14 protein-coding genes and 1 tRNA gene are annotated in these 13,364 nt (G+C 57.1%); 10 read left to right on the top strand and 5 right to left on the bottom strand.

Annotation, left to right across the window (positions count from 1 at the left end; all coding sequences use genetic code 11):
- Nucleotides 1–172: 172 nt before the first annotated feature.
- Nucleotides 173–1,714 carry a putative bifunctional diguanylate cyclase/phosphodiesterase gene (locus GV827_RS21140; protein ID WP_235930614.1) on the bottom strand — a complete coding sequence of 514 codons (1,542 nt, stop codon included), beginning with the start codon at nt 1,712–1,714 and terminating at the stop codon, nt 173–175.
- 116 nt (nt 1,715–1,830) lie between these two features.
- Nucleotides 1,831–2,658, bottom strand: coding sequence for a tRNA 2-thiocytidine(32) synthetase TtcA (ttcA, locus tag GV827_RS21135; RefSeq protein ID WP_164355905.1), 828 nt, complete (start codon nt 2,656–2,658; stop codon nt 1,831–1,833).
- Between the two features lie 63 nt (nt 2,659–2,721).
- Here ttcA and GV827_RS21130 point away from each other — a divergent pair, with 63 nt between their 5' ends.
- Nucleotides 2,722–3,252 (top strand): DUF3833 domain-containing protein, encoded by a 531-nt coding sequence (locus GV827_RS21130; RefSeq protein WP_235930619.1) that lies wholly within the window; start codon nt 2,722–2,724, stop codon nt 3,250–3,252.
- Here GV827_RS21130 and yidD read toward each other — a convergent pair.
- Genes yidD through rpmH form a run of 3 tightly spaced genes read right to left on the bottom strand, consistent with a single transcriptional unit; the run spans nt 3,249 to nt 4,049 of the window.
- The gene (gene yidD / locus GV827_RS21125) at nt 3,249–3,470 is read right to left on the bottom strand and encodes a membrane protein insertion efficiency factor YidD (RefSeq protein WP_164355904.1); all 222 of its coding nucleotides are present in this window, start codon (nt 3,468–3,470) and stop codon (nt 3,249–3,251) included. The two genes, GV827_RS21130 and yidD, sit on opposite strands and share 4 nt — an antisense overlap.
- Entirely contained in the window at nt 3,467–3,892 is a 426-nt protein-coding gene (gene rnpA, locus GV827_RS21120; protein ID WP_164355903.1) for a ribonuclease P protein component, read from the bottom strand. The genes yidD and rnpA overlap by 4 nt, the downstream gene beginning before the upstream one ends.
- A 22-nt stretch (nt 3,893–3,914) precedes the next feature.
- The gene (gene rpmH, locus GV827_RS21115) at nt 3,915–4,049 is read right to left on the bottom strand and encodes a 50S ribosomal protein L34 (protein WP_037911188.1); all 135 of its coding nucleotides are present in this window, start codon (nt 4,047–4,049) and stop codon (nt 3,915–3,917) included.
- 303 nt (nt 4,050–4,352) lie between these two features.
- On the opposite strand from rpmH, the gene GV827_RS21110 reads away from it, so the two are divergent.
- The 9 genes from GV827_RS21110 (at nt 4,353) to GV827_RS21070 (ending at nt 13,356) form a co-directional block, all read left to right on the top strand.
- Nucleotides 4,353–5,096 carry a TVP38/TMEM64 family protein gene (locus tag GV827_RS21110; protein WP_164355902.1) on the top strand — a complete coding sequence of 248 codons (744 nt, stop codon included), beginning with the start codon at nt 4,353–4,355 and terminating at the stop codon, nt 5,094–5,096.
- Entirely contained in the window at nt 5,093–6,511 is a 1,419-nt protein-coding gene (locus tag GV827_RS21105) for a dihydrolipoyl dehydrogenase family protein (RefSeq protein ID WP_164355900.1), read from the top strand. Before GV827_RS21110 ends, GV827_RS21105 begins: the two co-directional genes overlap by 4 nt.
- Nucleotides 6,512–6,571: 60 nt before the next feature.
- Nucleotides 6,572–7,957 carry a sensor histidine kinase gene (locus tag GV827_RS21100; protein ID WP_164355898.1) on the top strand — a complete coding sequence of 462 codons (1,386 nt, stop codon included), beginning with the start codon at nt 6,572–6,574 and terminating at the stop codon, nt 7,955–7,957.
- Nucleotides 7,958–8,034: 77 nt separating this feature from the next.
- Nucleotides 8,035–8,111: transfer RNA gene (locus GV827_RS21095), tRNA-Arg, on the top strand.
- Between the two features lie 101 nt (nt 8,112–8,212).
- On the top strand, nt 8,213–8,458 hold the full coding sequence (locus GV827_RS21090) for a hypothetical protein (RefSeq protein ID WP_164355895.1): 246 nt from the start codon (nt 8,213–8,215) through the stop codon (nt 8,456–8,458).
- 380 nt (nt 8,459–8,838) lie between these two features.
- On the top strand, nt 8,839–10,029 hold the full coding sequence (locus GV827_RS21085; protein WP_164355894.1) for an MFS transporter: 1,191 nt from the start codon (nt 8,839–8,841) through the stop codon (nt 10,027–10,029).
- A 211-nt stretch (nt 10,030–10,240) separates the two neighbouring features.
- Complete coding sequence (arsB, locus tag GV827_RS21080; RefSeq protein WP_164355892.1) at nt 10,241–11,269, top strand: ACR3 family arsenite efflux transporter; 1,029 nt, start codon at nt 10,241–10,243, stop codon at nt 11,267–11,269.
- 445 nt (nt 11,270–11,714) lie between these two features.
- A complete protein-coding gene (locus tag GV827_RS21075; protein WP_164355890.1) occupies nt 11,715–12,335 on the top strand; it encodes a LysM peptidoglycan-binding domain-containing protein in 621 nt (206 codons plus the stop codon).
- A gap of 61 nt (nt 12,336–12,396) precedes the next feature.
- Nucleotides 12,397–13,356 carry an IS5 family transposase gene (locus GV827_RS21070; protein ID WP_164355888.1) on the top strand — a complete coding sequence of 320 codons (960 nt, stop codon included), beginning with the start codon at nt 12,397–12,399 and terminating at the stop codon, nt 13,354–13,356.
- The last annotated feature ends 8 nt before the right edge of the window (nt 13,357–13,364 follow it).

Below are 13,364 nucleotides of genomic sequence, written 5' to 3'. Positions count from 1 at the left end.
GGCAGGGCCGTCAGAGAATGGGTTGCCGCACGGAACCAGTTCGCTATCCTATACCCAGAACGGTTCAACATATGACCCGTTTCAACTGCATCGGCTGAGCCTCATACACAGAGTTTCGGATACTCCCGGGTGAGCCAGCAGATCTATCTGAATACCGGCTCGCACGATCCTCTCAAAGGCTTCTGTTGTTCATGATCCGAGGAACATCCTCAAGCTTGGTCGTGTGCCGATCAATCCAGTCGAGGGTCTGTTCGAATGGCATAGGCCGGCCTATGCCAAAGCCCTGAACATGATCGCACCCCAGTTGTGCCAGTAGTACGTGTTCTCCAACTGTTTCGACCCCTTCAGCCAGTGTTTCTAGTTGCAGACGTTCTGCCATTGTCAGGATTGCGCTGATCATACGTTGCTGCTCGGGGTCGCGGTCTGCCTTCATGACGAAAGACCGATCAATCTTGATCCGGCTGACGGAGAAACGTCTGATAGAAGCGATAGAGGCATGACCGGTGCCGAAGTCATCAAGATCGATCCGGCAGCCAAGTTTCCCCAAAGCGTTGATATTAAGCGTGATCATGTCGTCCGGGGCACCCGCCACAACGGTCTCAAGAACTTCGACTGCCAACCTGTTTGGAGACAATTCAAAGCGATCAAGCTCCCATTTGATCTTTTCCAGCAATTTCGGATTTGAGAGTTCCGATCCTGCAAAGTTCACATCGACCTGTGGTACATCAACGCCTGCCGCGTCCCATGCCTTGAGCGCTGCAAATGAATGATAGATCATGACTTCCGCCAAGCGCTCAAGCTGGCCGGCCTGTTCGATCGCTGGCAGAAAGACGGCGGGCGACAGAAGGCCGCGATCAGGATGGGTCCAGCGTGCGAGGGCCTCAAAGCCGGTGATCTGCCCTGTATCCGTTGAAATCTGGGGTTGAAACCAAGGTTGAATTTGCCCGCTGTTCAAAGCTTGCGCCACGTCTTCGCGCAATTCTGCCCGCGCTTCGGTGTCGTGGCGCATCTGATCAGAGAACGCGCGAATGGCTGAAGGGCCGCGACGGTGTGCCTCCCTCAAGGCCGTTGCGGCGGCCTGTAACCATTCTGCACCGCTCTTGCCCGGCGTGCGGCTGTGTTGACAAAATCCGACGCAGACCGACACGAAAACACTCGTCCCGTCTACGGAAACCGGCTCTTCTGTCGCGGTTTGCATGCGGCTGGCCATTTGGATGCAAAGCTCAAGATCCAAATGGCGGACGGGTTTTGTGCAGATGGCGAAACGAGCATCGCCCATCTGGCCAATGTTATCATCGCCCCGAAGCACAGATTGCAGCCGTTCACCAGTACGCTGCACAACAACATCCGCGGCCGCCTGTCCATGCCGCTCAATCAGTTGGTCAAAGTCATCAATCAGGATAAAAAACGCGGCTGCTTCGCGTCCACTTTGGCTGGTGCGAGCATAAATCTCTTCAGTCAGTTCTTCGAATGCGCTGCGTTGCAGCACGCCTTTCACGGCCTCACCTTGCAAGATCAGACGGTCATGGAAACCGCCACCGACCAAATAGAGGACAGGCAAGAGTGCCGCAAAAACAATCAGCGCCCCTTCACCGCCGAACCAATAGGCGGTCAGGCTGATGGCGGGCAAGAACGCCAAGGCGGGCGGTCCAAGCATCAAGATGGTCATCTGGCGGCGCAATCGCGTCAACACAGCAGGCTTGTTCAACGCCATGGACTGTCTCCTGTTGGCAACGCCATCGCGCTGCAATCAAGAGTGGTTTAAGACCAAAGCGGTAGTTCGTGGGTTAACAACGGCCCGATGCTTTGTGGAAATTTGCCTAAAATCTTTCACAAATCGCGCGTCAGCCCGGCAAAATCAAAGAGTTTGGGGTCAAGCAGATGTGACGGTCGGGCATTCATCAACGCCCGGAACATAACCTGCCGCCGACCGGGGCTATTTGCCTCCCAGCCGTCAAGGATTTGTTTGACTTGCTGGCGCTGTAATCCGTCTTGCGATCCACACAGGTCGCAGGGGATGATCGGGTATTTCATTGCGTTGGCAAACTTTTCGCAATCGGCCTCGGCCACATGGGCCAAAGGGCGGTAGACGAACAGATCGCCTTCTTCGTTCACCAGCTTGGGGGGCATCGTTGCCAGACGCCCGCCGTGAAAAAGGTTCATGAAGAAAGTTTCAAGAATATCGTCGCGGTGATGGCCCAGGACGACGGCCGAACACCCTTCCTCGCGGGCGATCCGATATAGATTTCCCCGCCGAAGACGCGAGCAAAGGGCGCAGAATGTCCGACCTTCCGGCACTTTGTCCATCACGATGGAATAGGTGTCCTGATATTCGATCCGGTGCGGCACGCCCATCTTTTCAAGGAATTCGGGCAATACGGTTGCCGGGAATCCCGGCTGGCCCTGATCGAGATTGCAGGCTATCAGCTCGACCGGCAGCAGGCCGCGCCATTGCAGTTCGTGCAGTACGGCCAGCAGCGTATAGCTGTCCTTGCCGCCTGACAGGCAAACGAGCCATTTGCTGCCCGGTTCTATCATCCCGTATTGCTCAATCGCCTCGCGGGTATAACGGACAATGCGTTTGCGGAGCTTCTTGAACTCCGTGGTTTGCGGCGCACCATGAAACAGCGCGTGAATATCGTCGGGTTGATCCAGCATGGCGTCGGCTTAGTTCAACCTGTGACGGCGATCAAGCAATGGATATGGGGCAGGGCAAGCGGTATGCGTATTTTCGTGATGATGTGGCTCGTGGTGGTGGGTGTTGCAGCCTGTACCGGTAAGCCCTCGATTGATGATCCCAAGCTTTCGGACAGGGTGCTGAAAATTGAGGAGTTTTTTGACGGGCGGGTCCTGGCGATGGGGCAGTTTCAGGACACCTTTGGCACCGTGCGGCGACGGTTTGATGTGGATATTCATGGGACCTGGGATGGCAAGACACTGACACTGGTCGAAGATTTCGACTATGCCGATGGCTCTGAGGAGCGGCGTGTCTGGCGGATGACTAAAACGGGGCCGGATACCTGGACAGGCAGTGCTGACGGTGTTCTGGGGCAGGCGAAAGGGGTGGCAAGCGGCGATACGTTCAACTGGGTCTACCGCATTGATCTGCCCGTGCCTGATGGCACGCTTCGTGTGGCATTCGATGACTGGCTATGGATGCTGAGCGACACGCGGGTGTATAACCGCGCTTACATGAAGAAATACGGCGTCGACATCGGCGAGGTGCAGATCACCTTCGACAAGGTGCGCTAGTCCGGCACATTATCGATCCCGCTGCCGCCCCATGGATGGCACTGCGCGATGCGTTTCGCGGCCAGCCAACTGCCTTTCATGCCACCATGTTTTTCCAGCGCTTCCAGCGCATAGGCGCTGCACGTCGGCTGATAGCGGCAGTTGAAACCGACCCACGGGCTGAAAATCAACCGATAGGCGCGGACAGGCATAGCAAGGAATCGGGCAAGCAGGGTCATCGTTTTTTACCGTGCAGGATATCAAGTGCTGCGCGGAAGTCTGACTGGAGCTGGGCAAAGGGTAAATTGGACGTCGCACCCTTGCGCCCGATCAAGACGTAGTCGTGTCCGGGCAGGCCAAGCTGTGGCAGCATCAGCCGTGCGATTTCGCGCAGCCGACGTTTGGCGCGATTGCGGGCTACGGCGTTGCCGACCTTCTTGGAACAGGTAAAGCCCACGCGAATGACATCGGGACCGGGCGGCTCTTCGGTGCGGCGCTTGCGCATTTGCACCACGAACCCCGGTTTGGCGACATGCGCCGCACGGGAAGCACGCTGAAAATCCGCGCGCTTGGTCAGGGTGATCAGACGCAAAGAAACCGTCGGGGGCGCATCCCCGATGGCTGCATTGCTGCCATCCGTGGGGGCCTCCGGCGGTGTCATGTCTTTCAATGATGTCGGGCGCTTAGGCGCTCAGCGATTTCCGGCCCTGGGCGCGGCGTGCATTGATGATCTTGCGACCAGCTTTGGTGGCCATGCGCGCACGAAAACCGTGGCGACGCTTGCGCACGAGGTTCGAAGGTTGGTAGGTGCGTTTCATCGCTCCGTCTCCATCTATATCTGGCTGGCACCGGGATTCGGTGTTTCAGCGGCAATTCAAGCCCGCTCTGTACTGGGGGCACGGGACCAAGTCAAACCCTTGGAGACGTAAAAGACTGGGATTTGCAACATTTTCGCCCGATGACCTGGGGAATATGTTTCAATCGGGGCCATATATGAAAGAAACCTCGCGAAAACCTACACCGGGGATCAAGCGGCCGTGATCGGCCTATCGCCGGTGGTCCAGACGCGCCATTTAGGAAGGGAAGCGAAGTGAAATTTCTGACCCCGGGCGGTGCAATCAATGACCCAGATGTGTGAGACAGCCAAGAGCAAGACGGGGTTGGCCCGGTACCTTCCGATCATTGCGATCGCGCTTGTTGCCGCCATCGGGGCCTTTACGCTGCGTGATTACCTCAGCCTTGAGGCTTTGCGCGAGAATCGAGAGGCGCTGATTGCTTTTCGTGACGGCAACTATGTACTCACGGTTGCTACTTTCATTCTGGCCTACACTGTTATCGTTGCCTTTTCGCTACCTGGGGCTGCCATCGCTACGTTGACGGGGGGATTCCTGTTCAACCTCTTTCCCGGCGTCCTGTTCAACTTGACCGGGGCCACATTGGGCGCTGTCGTGATCTTTCTTGCCGCGCGATGGGGGCTCGGAGAGGCGCTGAAAGAGCGGATGGATGCCTCTGAAGGAATGGTGTCCAAGATCAAGAAGGGGCTGGATGAAAACCAGTGGTCGATGCTGTTCTTTATCCGGCTCGTGCCTGTGGTTCCGTTCTTTGTGGCAAACCTGATCCCTGCATTTTTGGCAGTGCCGCTTCACCGCTATGTCATATCGACATTCAGTGGGATCATGCCGGGTGCAGTGGTCTACACCTCAGTCGGTTCCGGTCTGGGGGAGATATTCGCGCGCGGTGAGACCCCGGATCTGGGGGTTATCTTTGAGCCGCACATCTTGCTGCCGATCATTGGCCTGTGTGTGCTGTCGCTGCTGCCTGTTTTTGTCAAAGCCGTCACCGGCAAAAAGGACCTGATGAAATGAAGCGTATCAAGACGGATATCCTGATCATCGGTGCAGGCTCTGGTGGCCTGTCTGTTGCTGCCGGTGCCGCGCAGATGGGCGCGGATGTGGTTCTGCTGGAAGGCCACAAGATGGGTGGTGATTGCCTTAACTTTGGATGCGTGCCGTCCAAGGCGCTGATTGCCAGTGGCAAGGCGGCCTATGGCCAGCGGCATTCCGCACAATATGGTGTGAAAGATGCGGCGGGCGAAGTGGATTATGCTGCCGCCAAAGATCATGTGGCCGACGTGATCGCGCAGATTGCACCGATGGACAGCGTTGAGCGTTTTGAAGGCTTTGGGGTCAACGTGATCCGTGAATACGGGCGGTTTATCTCGAAAGACGAAGTGCAGGCGGGCGATACCGTTATCAAGGCGCGGCGGATTGTGATCGCGACCGGGTCTTCGCCGTTGGTGCCGCCAATCCCCGGTCTGGATAAGGTGCCTTTTGAGACAAATGAAACGCTTTTTGATCTGCGAGAGCGGCCTGAGCATCTGTTGATCATCGGGGGCGGGCCCATCGGCATGGAAATGGCGCAGGCGCATATCCGTCTTGGGTCGAAAGTAACAGTCATTGAAGGGGACAAGGCGCTGGGGAAGGACGATCCGGAACTGGCGGAAGTCGTCCTACAGACGATGCGGGATGAGGGGATTGTCATCGAGGAAGATGCGCTGGCCGCCCAAGTGCGCGGCAAGGCGGGAGCCATCGAGGTGGAAGCCAAAGACGGGCGCGTCTTCAAGGGGACTCATCTGTTGATGGCTGTGGGGCGCAAAGCGAATACCGAAAGACTGGACCTTGAGAAAGCCGGGATTGAACCGACCAAGAACGGGATCAAGACGGATGACAGTCTGAGAACAACCAACAAGAAGGTCTACGCAATCGGCGATGTGGCTGGTGGCCTGCAGTTCACCCATGTCGCGGGCTATCATGCTGGGGTTATTATCCGCTCTATGCTTTTTGCCCTGCCGTCCAAGGCCAAGACGTCACATATTCCATGGGCCACGTACACCGACCCGGAGTTGGCACAGGTTGGCCTGACCGAGGTTGAGGCGAAAAAGAAGCACGGGCCCAAGCTTGAGGTCGTCCGGTTCCATTATAACCACAACGACCGCGCGATAGCAGAGCGCAAGACCAAGGGTTTCATCAAGGTGATGGTTGTGAAAGGTCGCCCTGTAGGCGCATCCATCGTTGGCCATCAGGCCGGAGAACTGATTAATCTCTGGGCGCTCGCACTGGCCAACAACATGAAAATGAGCCAGATTGCCGCTATGGTTGCACCGTACCCCACCATTGGCGAAATCAACAAACGCGCGGCCGGTGCCTATTTCAGCCCGCGCCTGTTTGAAAGCGATATGGTCAAGCGCGTGGTTGGCTTTGTGCAGCGGTATTTGCCATGAGGCGCGTGACGCGCATCTGCGACGGGGCCCCACCCCCCATCCCGTTGGGGTAACACGCAGATGTTCAATTCCCTGTCTGGCCGGTTGCTGATCCTGACGACGATCTTTGTGATGATCGCCGAAGTTCTGATCTTTGTTCCTTCAATCGCCCGGTTTCGCGAAGACTATATGCTGAATCGGCTGGAGCGTGCCCAGATCGCCTCGCTTGCCCTTTTGGCGGACGATATGCTGGACCCGGCGTTGGAAGAGGAGCTTCTGAAAAATGCGCAGGTTTTCAACGTGGTGCTGCGGCGTGACGAGGCGCGACAACTCATGCTGTCCTCAGACATGCCACAGGCGATTGGTCAAACGTTCGATCTGCGCGATGCCTCTGCGCTGACATTGATCCGTGATGCGCTTGCGCGGATGATCGACACCGAGAATGAGGTGATCCGCGTGATCGGTGCACCGGTCCGCGAGGCAGGCTTGCTGATCGAGATCACGATGGAAACTGCGCCGATGCGGATGGCGATGATTGATTACGGTATTCGCATTCTTATCCTGTCCGCTGTCATCTCTGTTGTCACCGCGTTTTTGCTGTTTCTTGCCATGCGCGCCTTGCTACTCAAACCCATCGCGCGGGTTGTCGGCCACATGCGGCGCTACGCACAATCGCCTGAAGACGCACGCCGGATTATTGAGCCGTCAGCCAGCGTTACCGAACTGCGCGAAGCCGAAGTGGCGCTTCGGACTTTGCAAACGGACCTGACCCAAGCTCTAAAACAGAAAGAGCGGCTGGCACAGCTTGGGTCAGCGGTGAGCAAGATCAGCCATGATCTGCGCAACATTCTGACATCGGCGCAGCTGTTCACGGACCGAATTGAAATGTCGGAGGATCCGATCGTCAAACGGATGGCTCCCAAGCTGGTCGGGTCGATCACCCGTGCCGTGCATCTGTGTGAAAGCACGCTTGCCTTTGGAAAGGCCGAAGAGCCGGGACCGACGCTTACCATGGTTCCGCTGGCAGAGTTGATTGAAGATGTTGTCGAAGGCGAACGGCTTGCCACGGGCAATCACGCAATTAGTTTCGGCGCGGATATCCCGGTGGGTCTGACGGTCCGTGCAGATCCAGAACAACTGTATCGCGTAATATCCAATCTTGTGCGCAACGCGCGGCAGGCATTGATGGGCACTGGTAAAGCGGGAGAGATCGGCATCAGCGCCCAAGATACTGAGGCCGCCTGGCTGATCGAGATTTCTGACACCGGTCCGGGCCTCCCTGCAAAAGCGCAAGAGCATTTGTTTACACCGTTTCAAGGCGGCGCGCGCAAGGGTGGCTCAGGCCTGGGCCTCGCAATTGCGGCTGAGCTTGTGAGAGGACACGGCGGGCAGCTTGCCCTGATCAAAACAGAAGAAACAGGCACAACATTCCGACTTACTCTGCCGAAAGGAGACGGCACGCTTTAGATGGGCGGCCTTTGTGTGATTTTGCGTGAAACTTGGGCTTGCAAACCCGGTCCTGTCAAACTAAATGCTCCCTCAGTGGACCGATAGCTCAGCTGGATAGAGTACTTGACTACGAATCAAGGGGTCGGGGGTTCGAATCCTCCTCGGTCCGCCACTACTACATTCTGAACGGTTTGATCGGGTCGCCTTGGGCGGCCTTTTTCATTTATTTCCGTGAGCTTGGCGCACGCCTTCGTTTGCCTTGAGTTTCTTTCGATGCTGAACAACATTGTCAAGAACGCGTTCGCCGCTGTGCAATTACCCCGCTACACGCCCCATAGCTTCCGGCACATGCTGGTGCTTTATGGCGACCAGATATGCGGGACGCGTGAGGAGTTCAAAGCATGGTCTCAAAACATGGGCCACAATAGCGTTATCGTTTCCGTGTCGAGCTACATCCCCGTCACCGGAGACACTCAGCGCGAGATAATTTTGAGACTTGGACGGGTCAAAGATGGTTGAGGGCTAGTTTATTGAAAAACTCCAATTTCGCACAAGGCTGATGAAAAAAACGGCCATCCAGAGCCAGTCTCAATATTTTCTTATAGGGTTGCCGCCCCGCTGCATCACCAGATTGATCGCCATGTTTCGCCGCCACTCTTGGCCCACAGGAGACATTTACACCCCCGCTCAAGCCGCAGTGTTACTCTCACATTGCGGACCTTCGGGCGCCGCGCAGCAATTTCACCGCAGAAATGACAGCCACCCGGACATTTCGGTCGTCCATCTTGCTTAGGGGCTGTTGACGTTGATCGTATTTGAATGGGCATTTCCAACATCGACATTACCGCGCCGTACTGGCATCAGCACAAATTCGGGCGCGGACCAGCAAAGGACGTCTCATGGGGGACCCCCGTTACATCGTGCTCTTTGGAGCCTGTCTGACGCAGTTTACCGTCATCGGGATGCTGTTTTCCTTTGGCTTGTTCCTACCATCTTTTGAGGCTGAACTTGGCTGGTCACGCACCTTTCTGTCCACTTGCACGGCACTGGCGTTCTTGGTCATGGGCGTTCTTGCGATGCCGGGCGGGCGGCTGAGCGACGCGCTGGGGCCACGCATCGTGCTGGCCTGTACAGGCACGCTTTATGGTATCGGCTTTGTGCTGATGAGCCAGGTCACCGCGCAATTGCAGTTGCTGGTGATCTTCGGCACGCTTATCGGTCTGGGGCTGAGCAGCCATGACGTGGTCACGCTGTCGACGATTGCACGCTGGTTCCCACGACGGCGCGGCATCATGAGCGGGGTGGTAAAGGTAGGCACTGCCGTCGGTCAGATTGCCTTGCCCCCAGTCGCCGCGCTGCTGATCGTTGCCTATGGCTGGCGCGCAGCGTTGTTGATGCTGGGCATCACGGCGTCAGTCCTGCTGCTGATCGCCGCGCTGTCGATGCAGCGCCCACCTGCACCGGCGGCCGGCACCTCCAGCATCATCACTGGCGCCAGCTTTGCCGAGGCGCGCCGGGGGGCGGGCGCTCGGGTGTTCTGGACGCTTTGCGCCACGCAGTTCCTGTTCTTTCCCGCGCTGATGTCGGTGCCGCTTCATCTGGCGGTTCATGGTATGGATCTGGGCATGACCCAGACGCTAGCGGCGACAATGCTGTCGGTCATTGGCGCAGCAAGCATCGCCGGGCGCCTGATCATGGGCGCGCTGGTCGACCGGATCGGCGGCAAGATGGCCTATACGATTTGCCTACTGGTGCTGCTTGTCAGCCTAGCTGCACTGATCCTGACCACCGCGCATGGCGGGCTGTTCGTCGTGGTGGCGGTCTATGGCTTTGGCCACGGCGCACTGTTCGTCGTGGTCTCGCCCACTGTGGCCGAGTATTTCGGCATGCGCGCGCATGGTGCGATCTTTGGCACAGTGCTGTTTTTCGGCACATTGGGCGGCTCTGTAGGCCCGATCCTGACCGGCTGGGTGTTCGACAGCTTTGGCAGCTATACCCCCGCCTTCATCACTCTGGCCCTGTCCGCCGCCATTGCAATTGTGCTGGTGCGCACCCTGCCAAGGCCAGAGGTCGCGGTGCTGGACCCCTAGGCGTCGCCCACACCGCCGGGCGTATAAGCTCGGGCGCGCGTGCCACCACGAACGGCCCAAAGCCAACATTTGTTCGTGCGCAAATTCAGCCAACCGCCTTCCCGAAAGCAGCCGTCCACCTAAAGCGCAGCATTTCTCCGCATCGGACGGCAACAAATCGGGACTTACTCGTCTCTCGACTTCGATTGATCTGGGTCGTATTCATTCAAAGATGAGCATTTTCGAACGCTATCTCACTCTCTGGATAGCGCTGGCCATGGCTGGTGGTGTCTTCATTGGCACGGCCGCACCATTTCTGGTTGAAACAATTGCAGCAGCCGAGGTTGCCAGCGTCAACCTCGTTGTCGCGGTCCTGATTTGGGTGATGGTCTACCCGATGATGGTTGGCGTCGATCTTGGCAGTCTCAAGAAAGTCGCGAAGCAGCCGAAGGGTCTTGTAATCACGCTGTTCGTGAATTGGCTCATCAAGCCCTTTACGATGGCGGCGCTAGGAGTGCTGTTCTTTGAAGTCGTTTTCGCCGACCTCATAGCACCTGAGGACGCGCAGCAGTATATCGCGGGGCTCATCCTTCTTGGCGCGGCTCCCTGCACGGCTATGGTGTTCGTTTGGTCGCAACTGACCCGTGGAGACGAGAGCTATACGCTCTTGCAGGTTTCGGTGAACGACATCGTCATGGTATTTGCCTTTGCGCCGATCGTCGCGTTCCTTCTCGGCGTTACGAATATCACGGTGCCTTGGGAAACGCTCGTTCTATCCGTCGTTCTTTTTGTGGCCCTCCCGCTCGCCGCAGGTGTCCTGACCAGAAAATGGCTCGCCACCGAAGCGCGGATCGAGGCCTTTCGGGACCGTATCAAGCCAGCGTCGATTGTCGGATTGATTGCGACAGTGGTCATTCTTTTCGGCCTTCAGGGACAGGTGCTTTTGGATCGGCCCCAGATCATCGCCCTGATCGCGGTGCCGATCTTGATCCAGTCCTATAGCATCTTTGCCGTGGCTTATGCCGCAGCTTTCATTTGTCGCGTTCCGCATCGGATTGCAGCGCCTTGCGCCCTCATCGGGACATCAAACTTCTTCGAGCTCGCTGTCGCGGTCGCCATCAGCTTGTTCGGTCTGAATTCTGGGGCGGCGTTGGCAACCGTCGTAGGGGTGTTGGTGGAGGTTCCAGTCATGCTTTCGCTTGTGGCGTTCGCCAATCGAACGAGGGACCGCTTTGGAGTCCGTGATGCAGCCAGCGACTAGGCAAGGTCCCATTTAACAGGGCTGCTTTTCTCGAAGATTTTTCTGCAGAAGCCTTTTCATGCTCAGCATGCAACTATGGGATAAGCGGCCCAAACCTGCCGTTCGCCCCGCCCCAGTCACGCTGCAGTGCGGCCCGTCATTCCGGCCATTCGCTGCAGCTGCTCAACCCGTGATGGTAAATTCACACAGTACGGACGAAACGGCCCTCGAGCCCTGCTCACACTGGGGCGGGACCCCATTCGAAAGTCACTCGCTCCTCACTTCTCCGACCAGGCCTGAATTTCGGTAACAATGTCACTGACGTCTAGCAGCTTCAGCTGCTAAAAGAGGTTTAACGATGAGAGGGCGGTATGTAAGCGTCCTGATCCTAGACAGATCACGTGACCCTCGTTAACTTCAGCTCAATTGGATCGTCAAAGGAATTTTCAAAAAGCAAGGTTTTGATATGGCTACGAATCCATTTTCTGACGCATGGACTAAAGAAGAAAAGAAGCGCTCGGACGCACTAACCGCATCGATAAACAAGGCACTTTCCGCCTCTAGCCTGTTGTCAAAGGTTGATAAGGCGACCAAAGACAAGCCGAACAGCTCCAAGCCGCCCAGCGATATCAACAAGCTTTTCGAAAAGGCTCTCGGCGACGCGGTCAAAGCAGGCACCCGCGACTACACTGGCATGACCATTGACACCGAGATGACCTACAAGGTCGAAAAGGACAAGTGGCGCGCAACCGCAAAGGCGGATACCAAGTTCATCAAGAAGAACATCTCTTCCAAAACCATCACTGTCAAAAAGGGCGACACGCTCTTCAAAATCGCTGAGTCGCACTACGGGGACGGCATCTATTACCCGGTGATTGCCGACGCCAACCCCAAGCAGGTTAAGTTCAAGGGCGACTTCATCGTCGCGCATTCGCAGTTGAAGCTGCCCGCTTTGGATGTGCTGGACAAGAAGGCCGAAACCGAATGGATGACGTCCGCGATCAAGGGCGATCTGACCAAATACAAGGAACAGAAAGGCAACGAGATTTGCCTGCCCAGCATCGACTTCGATCTGAGGAAAGTCTGAAAAACGTGCCGCTTTTGGCGTGATCTGTTAGGGTTTTGGCGGATGACAGAGGAGCCTGCCGATGCCCAAGCAGCCAGCCATTCCCGGCCTTCGTGACGCGATGAAGAAGAAGGTGACGCTGCGGGAGGTTTTCCTGACTGAGATGGAGGCGGTGGTGCCTTGGAGGCGGTTGCTTGCGCTGATTGCACCGCACTACCCGAAAGTTGGTCCCAAGGGCGGTCGGCCCCCGATGCCTCTGGAGACGATGCTGCGGATTTACTTTCTGCAAAGCTGGTACGCGCTGAGCGATCCCATGGCGGAGGAAAGCCTCTACGACAGTGATGCGATGCGCCGGTTTGTCGGGATCGAACTTGGCGACGACCGCATCCCGGATGAGACGACCATCCTCAACTTTCGGCACCTGCTGGAGAAGCATCAGTTGACCGAGAAGCTGTTTGCCGAGGTGAATGCCTACCTTGCCGACAAGGGGGTCACGCTGCGCTCTGGTACCTTGGTCGACGCGACGATCATCGATGCGCCGTCCTCGACGAAGAACAAGGCCAAGGCCCGCGATCCGGAGATGTCTTCAACAAAGAAGGGGAATGACTGGTACTTTGGCATGAAGGCTCATGTGGGCGTCGATGCCGATAGCGGCATCGTCCACAGCTTGGAGACCACTACGGCCAAGACCCACGACAGCCAAATCTGGGACGAGGTGCTGCACGGCAGGGAAACATCCGTCTGGGCAGACAAAGGCTATGTCCATGCCGGTCGGGAGGCGGCCTTCACGAAGAATGGCGGCACCTTCTGGGGCGTCATGCGCAAAGCTCCCAAAGGCGGTGAAATGGATGAGTTGGACGCGCTGATCAATCGGATCATCGCGAAGGTACGGGCCAAGGTCGAGCATCCTTTCCGGATCCTCAAGCGCCAGTTCGGCCATGTGAAGACCCGCTACCGTGGGCTGGCCAAGAACCGGGCGCATCTGTTCACGTTGTTCGCGCTCGGCAACCTGTTCATGATGCGGCGGAGGCTCGCGGCATGAGGCGGAGT

This window comes from Sulfitobacter sediminilitoris (assembly GCF_010667575.1).
GTDB classification, from domain to species: domain Bacteria; phylum Pseudomonadota; class Alphaproteobacteria; order Rhodobacterales; family Rhodobacteraceae; genus Sulfitobacter; species Sulfitobacter sediminilitoris.
The sequence above is the reverse complement of the archived record's forward strand: the minus strand, read 5'-3'. Positions and strand labels throughout refer to the sequence as shown.

Bases quoted from the DNA above. Each gene is read 5' to 3' on its own strand.
- GV827_RS21140 (WP_235930614.1), bottom strand. From the start codon at position 1,714: ATGGCGTTGAACAAGCCTGCTGTGTTGACGCGATTGCGCCGCCAGATG.
- ttcA (WP_164355905.1), bottom strand. From the start codon at position 2,658: ATGCTGGATCAACCCGACGATATTCACGCGCTGTTTCATGGTGCGCCG.
- GV827_RS21130 (WP_235930619.1), top strand. From the start codon at position 2,722: ATGCGTATTTTCGTGATGATGTGGCTCGTGGTGGTGGGTGTTGCAGCC.
- yidD (WP_164355904.1), bottom strand. From the start codon at position 3,470: ATGACCCTGCTTGCCCGATTCCTTGCTATGCCTGTCCGCGCCTATCGG.
- rnpA (WP_164355903.1), bottom strand. From the start codon at position 3,892: ATGACACCGCCGGAGGCCCCCACGGATGGCAGCAATGCAGCCATCGGG.
- rpmH (WP_037911188.1), bottom strand. From the start codon at position 4,049: ATGAAACGCACCTACCAACCTTCGAACCTCGTGCGCAAGCGTCGCCAC.
- GV827_RS21110 (WP_164355902.1), top strand. From the start codon at position 4,353: ATGACCCAGATGTGTGAGACAGCCAAGAGCAAGACGGGGTTGGCCCGG.
- GV827_RS21105 (WP_164355900.1), top strand. From the start codon at position 5,093: ATGAAGCGTATCAAGACGGATATCCTGATCATCGGTGCAGGCTCTGGT.
- GV827_RS21100 (WP_164355898.1), top strand. From the start codon at position 6,572: ATGTTCAATTCCCTGTCTGGCCGGTTGCTGATCCTGACGACGATCTTT.
- GV827_RS21090 (WP_164355895.1), top strand. From the start codon at position 8,213: ATGCTGAACAACATTGTCAAGAACGCGTTCGCCGCTGTGCAATTACCC.
- GV827_RS21085 (WP_164355894.1), top strand. From the start codon at position 8,839: ATGGGGGACCCCCGTTACATCGTGCTCTTTGGAGCCTGTCTGACGCAG.
- arsB (WP_164355892.1), top strand. From the start codon at position 10,241: ATGAGCATTTTCGAACGCTATCTCACTCTCTGGATAGCGCTGGCCATG.
- GV827_RS21075 (WP_164355890.1), top strand. From the start codon at position 11,715: ATGGCTACGAATCCATTTTCTGACGCATGGACTAAAGAAGAAAAGAAG.
- GV827_RS21070 (WP_164355888.1), top strand. From the start codon at position 12,397: ATGCCCAAGCAGCCAGCCATTCCCGGCCTTCGTGACGCGATGAAGAAG.